We start from the raw sequence: 8602 nt of genomic DNA, 5'->3' as shown, positions 1-8602 counted from the left end.
ACCATCGTGTTCAGCGTGTCACTGCCGTCATTCATGTTGATGGTTGGGAAGCCGTCCCATTGGGTCGCACTGACGGTGAAAGTCTGATCGTAGCCGTTGCCGCTCCCCTGATTGATGGCTGTCAAGGTCTCGACATTGCTGATGGTGCCGACGGATAAATCAACACTGGTGCCGTCTCCGGTGGAGGTGAAATTCAGGCTGTCACCGGCGCCGGTGCCACCATCGATAGATTCGCCCGCGACGAACTGGCCGGTGGCTATATTGATCGTATCGTCGCCATCGCCTGCGCCAATGGCATCCGCGCCCGCACCAGCGTTAATGATATCGGCCTTTATGCTCCCGGTGATGGTGTCCGCGCCGGAGGTGCCGTTAATCGTGATCTTGTCAACGCCGTTGGTCCAGACGGGGAATGTCCATGAAGCAGCGGAGAAATTGGAGGCGTTGTTGATGATGATCGCCTGAGCCGCGGCCGTACCGGTGACCACGAGATTCGTCGCGATGAGGCCGGCGCCAAACTGGGCCGCATTGAGCGTAACAGTGGTTGTGCCGGAAGCGTTATTGAATAGCAATCCTTCGTAATTCCGAAACCCCCTGCCGGGTCCAGTTCCGGCGACGCTGAGGTCGATACTGGCTCCGGTAGCTGAGCTGACAACAATGGTATCATTCCCGCTCTTGCCATCGAATAAGTCTAGGGCCTGTATCTGGTTGGAATTGGTAATTGTTATTGTGTCGGCGGCGCCGGATGTCTGGTTGATAGTGTCAGTGCCGGTGGTTGCATTTGCGTTGGCAAGGGTGCCGCGGTAGCTGTTCAGTACCGAGGTGGCTATAGGTGGGGTGCCAGTCCAGCCAGCCGAGCCAACATCCAGGTCCCAAGAAGCGCCCCGGATGACTGAACCGGTCCGCATACTATGAGCCGCAACTCGCAGTCCTGTTATGGCACCGAGCTTTTCAACAAATGCTCCTCCAATTTCACCGGCTCCAGTATAGCAGCTCCACAGGAGCAAGCTAACGTCTGAAGGCACAATTGTGCGTAGTCTCGCAAAATCTAATGACCAGTGATTGAGATTGTCGGCTCTCACTGCCCCAGATGAGAAGCTGATTTCCCCCGTTCGCCCATGCGAAATTATGTGAATCGAGTTCAAATCCGCCAGGGCAAGGCTGGCTAAGTGCCGCACAATCTGGGGAATAGCATCTTGTCCGCCGTCTAATACGACGACGCTGGTTCCGGGACTTACGCCTCTCACCAACGTCTCCAAATCATCGATACCAGGATCGACGAATAACACTACTTCAACGCCATTGGAAAAGTCTGACTCGGGGTCTAACTGCGGTTGGTCATGAACGCTCACACGGCCGCTACTCCAAAGATTTGTTTCGCTTCTGGTATGGACCTCGTCGTTCCCGGCACCCGCACAGACACTTTGGCCGACAGCCTTGATAGCCAACTCGATCGGCAACGCCCCAACGCCGGCTAAGCCGCAATCAATAAAAGCTATTTCACTTGTAGAGCCGCCCATCGTCGTCTCCCACAGCACTTGTTCTCAAGAAGCAGACGAAAATCTAAGCGCATTAAGAGAACGGCGGACCTCCCATATGGGGGCTATTTGGGGTCAAAACCCTGGAGTTCTAACGTCAGGTAAGATAAGTTCATCGGTGGGAGTGGGGCTACCGCCTTATGATCCCACGTTGCAGTCAATCGCTTTGGCCCAATTTGCCTGGGTAGTGGGAGACGCTTGGAGACTCTAGTGCATCGCGACCCTGCTCGATGGGGTCCAACCGTGCCTAGGCGGCGGCGCAGCGCTCAGCTATGTGTTGAGGTTTCATCCCCCTCAAAGCTTCCCGAAAACCGCTCCAAGAGACAGCTCTTTGCCCCTGGCATGGGTTTGCCGACCTGTATTCTGGTCAGGCGATCACCCAATGTTCGATAAACCTTACGAGACTTTGTTGGATACCATTTATGAGGCGGTCGTATTGCCTCATAAATGGATCGAAGTATGCGATGGCTTGGCCCGGCTGGAAATCGGGGTCGGTGCATTGTTGATGCCCGACGTAACCGAGTTGCGAAGGTTCGGGCTGCCTCATTCAGATGCGCTAAAGGAGTCTGTTGAAGTCTATCAGCGGGACGGTTGGTATTTCCAAGATGAACGTTACCACGGAAGAGCCGTCCACGGGCACGCCCGCGTAGTGTTCGACCAGGACGTTATGACCTCGGAACAAATGGCAAGTTCGCCGTTCTATAACGACTTCCTTCGTCCCTGYGGCCTCAGGTGGTTTGCTGGCATCAGCATAAGTGTCGGCGGCAAGCCGTGGACGGCATCAATCCAGCGCAGCAACAAGCAAGGGCCGTTCGAGGAATCAAATCGTAGGCGTCTTGAACTCTTGGCAAGTCATTTGTCTCGCGCCGCCACCACTGCCGCTGCCCTGCATTTCGCCCATGCTGAGGGTGCGGTGGATGCTTTCGAGCGCATGTCGATCGGCGCCATCGTAATCGATGACGGTGGGCGCGCAATTCTCATCAACAAAATCGCGTACGCGCTATTGGGTGATGGTCTGCAAATTCGCCAAAATAGGCTGGAGGCCACCAACACCATCGATGCAGCTGCGCTAAATGCCATGTTGCACGCTTGCATTTCAAGGTCGAATACTACTCAGCTACTGCCTCCGCAAATTATTGTGGTTCGGCGACCGTCGGGGAAACATGCTTATCAGATATCGGCCTGCCCCTTGAGTGCGCGTTCCATCGATATTTTTGGCGATGCACGAGCACTTATTCTTATTGTAGACCCCGCGCAACGGCGCAGACCGACCACAGAGGTTCTACGTACACAGTTTGGCCTGACGGCATCTGAAGCTAAGCTTGCCAAGATTCTTGCCGAGGGTCATTCGCTTGAAGATGCAGCAAATCTCGTTCGAATCACTGAAGAATCCGCTCGATCCTATCTAAAGTCGATCTTTTCCAAAACGGAAACGCACCGGCAAGGTCAGTTAGTGGCCCTACTCGCCACTATGGGACTCCTCTCAAACGACCAAAGTGTTGATCTTTTGTTGAAATGACAAAACGGAAGAAGTTGGCGCCCCCCCCACTTCCAATACAGAGGTGGCGGTCAATATCGTCATCGGCACTGAGCTGCTAGCCGGTCGTAGGACCTACAGACTGGCGAGAAGCTAGCCCGCCGCATCCGACACACAACCGTCCGATCAACGATCTTCTGCGCCGTGTCAATGCCGAGCCGTTCGGGAAGACCGGCTACTCGTTCGAGGAGCTCTTCACGGCACTGCGGCATAAAGCGGATCTACCATGTGCTGCGCCAACTTGCGCCACGTCAGCGAGGACGTCACCGTCCCCCAGGGTATCAACGAATACGCCACAAAACTCGTAGCGCCGCTCGCCGGCGAACACGTCACCGTCGTGCCCGTCCGAAGGAGTTGCCGCAATCTTTAACAGCGCCACGCGCTGAGGGCTGAGCGGACAACCAAGGGCGGGCGAGGAAGCTATTCCGACTTTCCCGCCGGAATTGGCGATAGGGCGTCTAACGGGTAACCGCCGCGCCTCGAGATCGGTGGTTAGGCCGCGGACCAACGAAGCGCGCCCCAGCCAGATGACAAGAGACAGGCGTTGGAGCCGAACGATCCTCAGCGTCAACCGCAGAGACAATATATGGATAATATATTCTGTGATTTTCTGCCCATTATCTCTTAATAATATGAAAAATAGTTCGCGTCATATCCCACAATATATTGTGGGGTTTCGCTAGAAGAAGCGCTTGCTCGCCAAATATTTCAAGTATACGGTTTTCATGGCCCAAGGAGGTCCAACAGAGCTAGCAGGATCAGATTCAGATCCGAGGCAAGGGGCGACCTGGCTCTGGGAGTTTCAAACAGCTCTACTCGCGCTTGGAGGAGATCGGACTCGTGCTGGTCAAGATAAGAGGGATCCACACAGTTAGGCGTCAGTTGGCTGACGGATCCAAGGAGACTTACTACTCTGCCTGGCGTGGCGGGCCCCGCATGAAGGAGCAGCCTCACACCGAGGCTTTCTCACGGAATCACTCCCTGCTCAAGGAGGCTGCCGAAGCGAGTAAGGTGGTCCTCACCCTGGATCGCCTGATCGAGCACTTCACTGGCCCCGAGCACGAACGCAATCCCGACTTCCTGGCGCTTGCCGGGTCGACCAGGGTCGACCATCTCAACGCCTTCAGGCTGGTTCGAAGCAACTGGCCGGAATACCCCCTCGGCTTCATCCAGGAAAAGGGATTCAAAGGCGAGATCCGCAAATGGCACCAGAGCATGCGGGCCAATCCACGCAAGGCCGACAAGGCGTTGTTCTCGCTCTCGAAGGTGTTCTCCTACGCCATCGAGCGCTTGGCGAATGTCTTCGGGCTTGCTCCGTAAGATGGCTGCCAATCAGTCAACAGTGGCTTCAATAAACACAACGGCTCCTAAAAGCCTATCCTCTTGGAGTCGGTGGAGTGGGCTATTGAGGCGTTGCGTTAGATATTTTCGGGGCACCCACAATATAATGTGGCGTTGCAGGAACGTTAGGCCATTGCTTTCGAAACCATTCCAAAATAATTTTGGCCTGCCTAAGTCGACAAACGTTATATCCCTTTCTAATAGAACTATTGTCGGTCAGGCTGCCAATTGGCTGACTATCGGTTGTTGTGCGCAACCTTATAATATGGGGCGTGGTGAAATGTCTAAAAACGTCGGCATCGGGGGGACGGCATCATGAATCTATGCAAGGTCTACACGCCCGCGATGCTAGCAGACAGGTGGGCATGCTCCGAGCGCCATGTGCGCAACATGATTGCATCCGGCGAGCTTCCGGCATTTAGATTGGCCGGGAAGCTTCTGCGCATCAGAGGCGAAGACGTGGAGAGATTCGAATGTCAGGGTCCGAGCAACAGTGGACAATCACCAAGTTCCGAGGAGAGCTCGCCGTCACCTGGTACGAAGGAGAGCACCGCCGACGTTATAGGCTTGGAACAAGTGACCCGGCAGAGGCGGCCCGCCTTGCCCCGTCTCGATACGCGGAGCTCACGCGCCCTCAAGGCACTATCGTCTCCGACCTCTGGGCAGCCTACTGCCTAGACAAGGCCGGTCGCTCGGTGGTTACCACGATGGGCTACACCTGGAAGGCTCTGGCTCCCTTCTTTGGCTCCAAGGAGGGGACCGACATCAGCCTGGTCGACTGCCGCACCTATACCGATGCCCGCCGCAAAGCCGGCAAGAAGGATGGCTCGATCCATACGGAGCTGGGCCACCTTCGCTCGGTCCTGGTCTGGGCGCGTAAGCAGCGGCTGATCCCGTTTGCGCCCGACATCGAGCGTCCGGCCAAGCCCGATCCAAAGGAGGGATATCTCACCCGGCCGGAGGTCACCCAGCTCCTGGCCGCCGCAAACTCGGCGCACGTCAAGCTGGCCATCCAGCTGATGATCGCCACCGGAGCCAGAGTGGGGGCTGCCCTGCAGCTAACCTGGGATCGTGTCGACTTCGACCGGCGCATGATTCAGCTGCGCAATCCATTCGACAAGGCGCACCGCAAGGGACGCGCCACCGTGCCGATCAACGACAGCCTCTATGCGGCCCTGAAAGAGGCGCAGGAAGGCGCCTTGACCCCCTATGTCATCGAGTGGGCGGGAGACAAGGTTCTGTCAATCAAGAAGGGCATCAAGACGGCCGGAACCAAGATCGGAAGAGCTGACGCTTCGCCCCACATGCTGAGGCATTCGGCAGCCGTCTGGCTCGTCGAAGATGGCCACTCCATGGAGGCTGTTGCCCAGTTCCTGGGTCACTCCAACACGGCAATGACATACCGGGTTTATGCCCGCTACAGCCCGGAATACCTGCGAAAATTGACTGCTTCGCTGGAGCTCTAGGTTCAGTGAACCGACAGACCACTTCGTAAAACAAGGTACATCGATGAAAATACATAAGAAATTCAATAGGTTACTGGTGGGCGATGACGGGCTCGAACCGCCGACATCTTCGGTGTAAACGAAGCGCTCTACCAACTGAGCTAATCGCCCGCTCCGGGCCGGACCTTTAAGCGGTCGGGGTCGGCTTCGCAAGGCCAAATGAGCTGGGGATGCCCTGGTTGGAGGCTGGTTTTGCCAACAAAACGCCGGCTGTCAAAAAACCTTCTCCTGTTTGCTGTTATGCTGTCTTGCCACGCTTGACACCCGGTGGCGAACCCCTTATCCAGCGCCCCAACGACGAACACGGCTGACACGTGCTCGTCAATGCGCGGGTGTAGCTCAGTTGGTTAGAGTGCCGGCCTGTCACGCCGGAGGTCGCGGGTTCGAGCCCCGTCACTCGCGCCATTTCTCCTAAGGGTATCAAGCCCTTGGCTTTGGAGAAATGTTGACGTTGATTGTCAAAATGCTTTCTCGAAAGAGCAGCTCGGAGCCTTCCCGGTCTGCGTTTCCAACGTGGCGGCTTGGCTACCAAGGCAGCCTCATCCCGGATGTTGCGTTCCTTCGCGGGTGGCACCCTCGGTTTCTTGCAGCCCGTCCGGACGGCGCAGGCTTGGCCGGCTATTCGAAATGCCGGCGCAGACGACACCCAATCCAGATTCCAATCCACTTACTCACTTGCAAACGGCGAGTCTGGCCCTCCCACGCACTGAGAACTTTTTATTTGCGCCCGAAAAAAGTCGTCGTCGTGATGCGAAGCTGGTGGCCCGGTCAGGACATCCCGCGAAAATTGTGGGAGTTAGTCCGATCCGACGACTCGATCAAAATAACGGGGGCTTTGTTCATGAGCGATCATTCCGGGATTCGCCCAAATATTCTCGAATCCACCCTAGCCGCGGCCCAGCGGGATCAACGGACTCTCGACGAGCAGCGGCACAGCATTGCGCCCCTGGTAGACGGCATGACGTTTTTCGACAGCATCCGGCACAATGATGACCGCGGYAGCGTCACGGAGGTCTACGACCCGCGCTGGGGCTGGCATGCGGACCCGCTGGTCTTTTCCTACATCTTCACAATTCGCCCCGGACTGGTGAAGGGCTGGGGCCTGCACAAGCTGCATGAGGACCGCTATTTTGTGGTCAGCGGCGAGCTGGAACTTGTCCTTTATGACCCCCGCCCCGAATCCAGCACATATGGCAAGATTTCGAAGGTTTACCTCTCCGGCAATCGTCCACGCCTGGTCAATATTCCAAAATTTGTCTGGCATGCCGACCGAAACATCGGAACGTCCGAAGTGGTGGTCATCAATTTTCCAACGATACAGTACGATCACTCAAATCCCGACAAGTACCGGCTGCCCATCGACACCGATCTCATCCCCTATGATTTCGGCAGCGCGAAGGGATGGTGAGCAAGCCTCGCTTTTCCATCCTGATGCCGACGCATTCGCGCGTCGACGTCATCGGTCTGGCCATCCAATCGGTGCTGGATCAGACCGTCGAGGACTTTGAGCTCCTGGTCGTCGGCGACGGCTGTGCGCCCGGCACGGCCGAGGTGGTCGACGCTTTTCAGGACGCCCGTATCCGCTTCTTCGATTTGCCCAAGGCGCCGAGCTATGGCTACGCGAACCGCAATATCGCGCTGCGGGAGGCCCGCGGCGACCTGATCGGCTTTGCGGCCGACGACGACCTCCTGTTTCCGGATCATCTTGAGATCCTGGCGGATGGCCTCAAGGGTGGGGCTGCCATCGCCTACAGCCAGGCGCTGTGGGTTTCCACCGATGGCATCGCAGCACCCTTCCTGACCAATCTGGAGCTGGCCGACGAGTTCAGGGTGTTCACCGAGGTCGGCAACACGATACCCGCCAGTTGCTTCCTGTATCGTGCTGATTGCCTGCCGTCGCGCGATGTCTGGCCGGAAGACGTCGCATCGGGCGGGGATTGGCAATTGTGGCGGCGAATCATGCGCGAGAACCCGCGCAATCCCCTCACCTATTGCCGCGTCCCAACCGTCCTGCATTTCAGCGCCAAATGGAAAAATTCGCGTCACTCACAGGCGGGGCAACTGGCCATTTTTCTCGATATCGCGGAAGGAGCAGGCTGGTGGCCTTCAGCCTTGCGCGTCTGGATACCGAACGGCAGCAACGAACAATATGAGTACTCGCGCCTGATGCGCGTCGACCCTGCGGCCTGGAGCGCGCAGATGCGCCGCGTGGTCGGTGATCTGGTGGCACGGCTTGCCTGGGAGGACGTCCAAACGACCCGCCCGATGCTGGCAAGCGCCGAGGCCGAAAAGGCGACGCTGCAGTCTGAAATCTCGCGGCTGCACAATGAGCTGCAGGCGGCTCAGCAAGGCAATGCCGAGCTACGGAGGGCCGCTTCGGACGCGTTCGACAAGGAAGCTGCGTTGCAGCCGGAAATCGCGAGGCTGCGCACCGCGCTCGATCTGGCTCACCAAGGCAACGCCGAGCTACGGAGCGCCGCTTCGGATACAAGAAACGAGAAGGATGAGATCGAACAGGCGCTGCAAGCATGCCGAATGCAAATCGCGGCTTTGCATCAGTCCACAAGCTGGCGCATCACCAGTCCCTTGCGCAGGATCTCCACAAGCTTGCGTTCGAAAAAATCATAGGGCTCAAAGTCTTGAACTGAGCTTGGTTGGCGGCATCGGCGATCCGGCCGCCAAGG

7 protein-coding genes and 2 tRNA genes are annotated in these 8602 nt (G+C 57.2%); 7 read left to right on the top strand and 2 right to left on the bottom strand.

The features are described 5' to 3' along the window. Positions 1-1517, bottom strand: a 1517-nt coding sequence (locus AC1DZP_RS29660; RefSeq protein WP_477307293.1) for a DUF4347 domain-containing protein, incomplete at its 3' end; no start/stop codon positions are given. Positions 1518-1917: 400 nt separating this feature from the next. Here AC1DZP_RS29660 and AC1DZP_RS29655 point away from each other — a divergent pair. From AC1DZP_RS29655 to AC1DZP_RS29640, 4 genes are all read left to right on the top strand, one after another. Beyond that, a complete protein-coding gene (locus tag AC1DZP_RS29655; RefSeq protein ID WP_477307291.1) occupies positions 1918-3054 on the top strand; it encodes a helix-turn-helix transcriptional regulator in 1137 nt (378 codons plus the stop codon). A 954-nt stretch (positions 3055-4008) separates the two neighbouring features. Beyond that, positions 4009-4392, top strand: coding sequence for a hypothetical protein (locus tag AC1DZP_RS29650; protein WP_477307289.1), 384 nt, complete (start codon positions 4009-4011; stop codon positions 4390-4392). A gap of 336 nt (positions 4393-4728) precedes the next feature. Next, the gene (locus AC1DZP_RS29645) at positions 4729-5091 is read left to right on the top strand and encodes a helix-turn-helix domain-containing protein (RefSeq protein ID WP_477307287.1); all 363 of its coding nucleotides are present in this window, start codon (positions 4729-4731) and stop codon (positions 5089-5091) included. A gap of 29 nt (positions 5092-5120) precedes the next feature. Next, complete coding sequence (locus tag AC1DZP_RS29640) at positions 5121-5879, top strand: tyrosine-type recombinase/integrase (protein ID WP_477307285.1); 759 nt, start codon at positions 5121-5123, stop codon at positions 5877-5879. A gap of 74 nt (positions 5880-5953) precedes the next feature. Here the strand turns inward: AC1DZP_RS29640 and AC1DZP_RS29635 are convergent. Continuing rightward, a tRNA-Val gene (locus AC1DZP_RS29635) sits at positions 5954-6029 on the bottom strand. Positions 6030-6246: 217 nt separating this feature from the next. Here AC1DZP_RS29635 and AC1DZP_RS29630 point away from each other — a divergent pair. From AC1DZP_RS29630 to AC1DZP_RS29620, 3 genes are all read left to right on the top strand, one after another. Then, positions 6247-6323: transfer RNA gene (locus tag AC1DZP_RS29630), tRNA-Asp, on the top strand. A gap of 436 nt (positions 6324-6759) precedes the next feature. Further along, positions 6760-7326, top strand: a complete 567-nt coding sequence (locus AC1DZP_RS29625) for a polysaccharide biosynthesis C-terminal domain-containing protein (protein WP_477307283.1) — start codon at positions 6760-6762, stop codon at positions 7324-7326. Beyond that, positions 7320-8546 (top strand): glycosyltransferase, encoded by a 1227-nt coding sequence (locus AC1DZP_RS29620; protein WP_477307281.1) that lies wholly within the window; start codon positions 7320-7322, stop codon positions 8544-8546. Before AC1DZP_RS29625 ends, AC1DZP_RS29620 begins: the two co-directional genes overlap by 7 nt. Positions 8547-8602: the final 56 nt, after the last annotated feature.

The sequence above is a fragment of the Mesorhizobium sp. P2_F8 genome (genome assembly GCF_056403655.1).
Note: the sequence above shows the minus strand (reverse complement) of the source record. Positions and strands in the feature narration are given on the sequence as shown.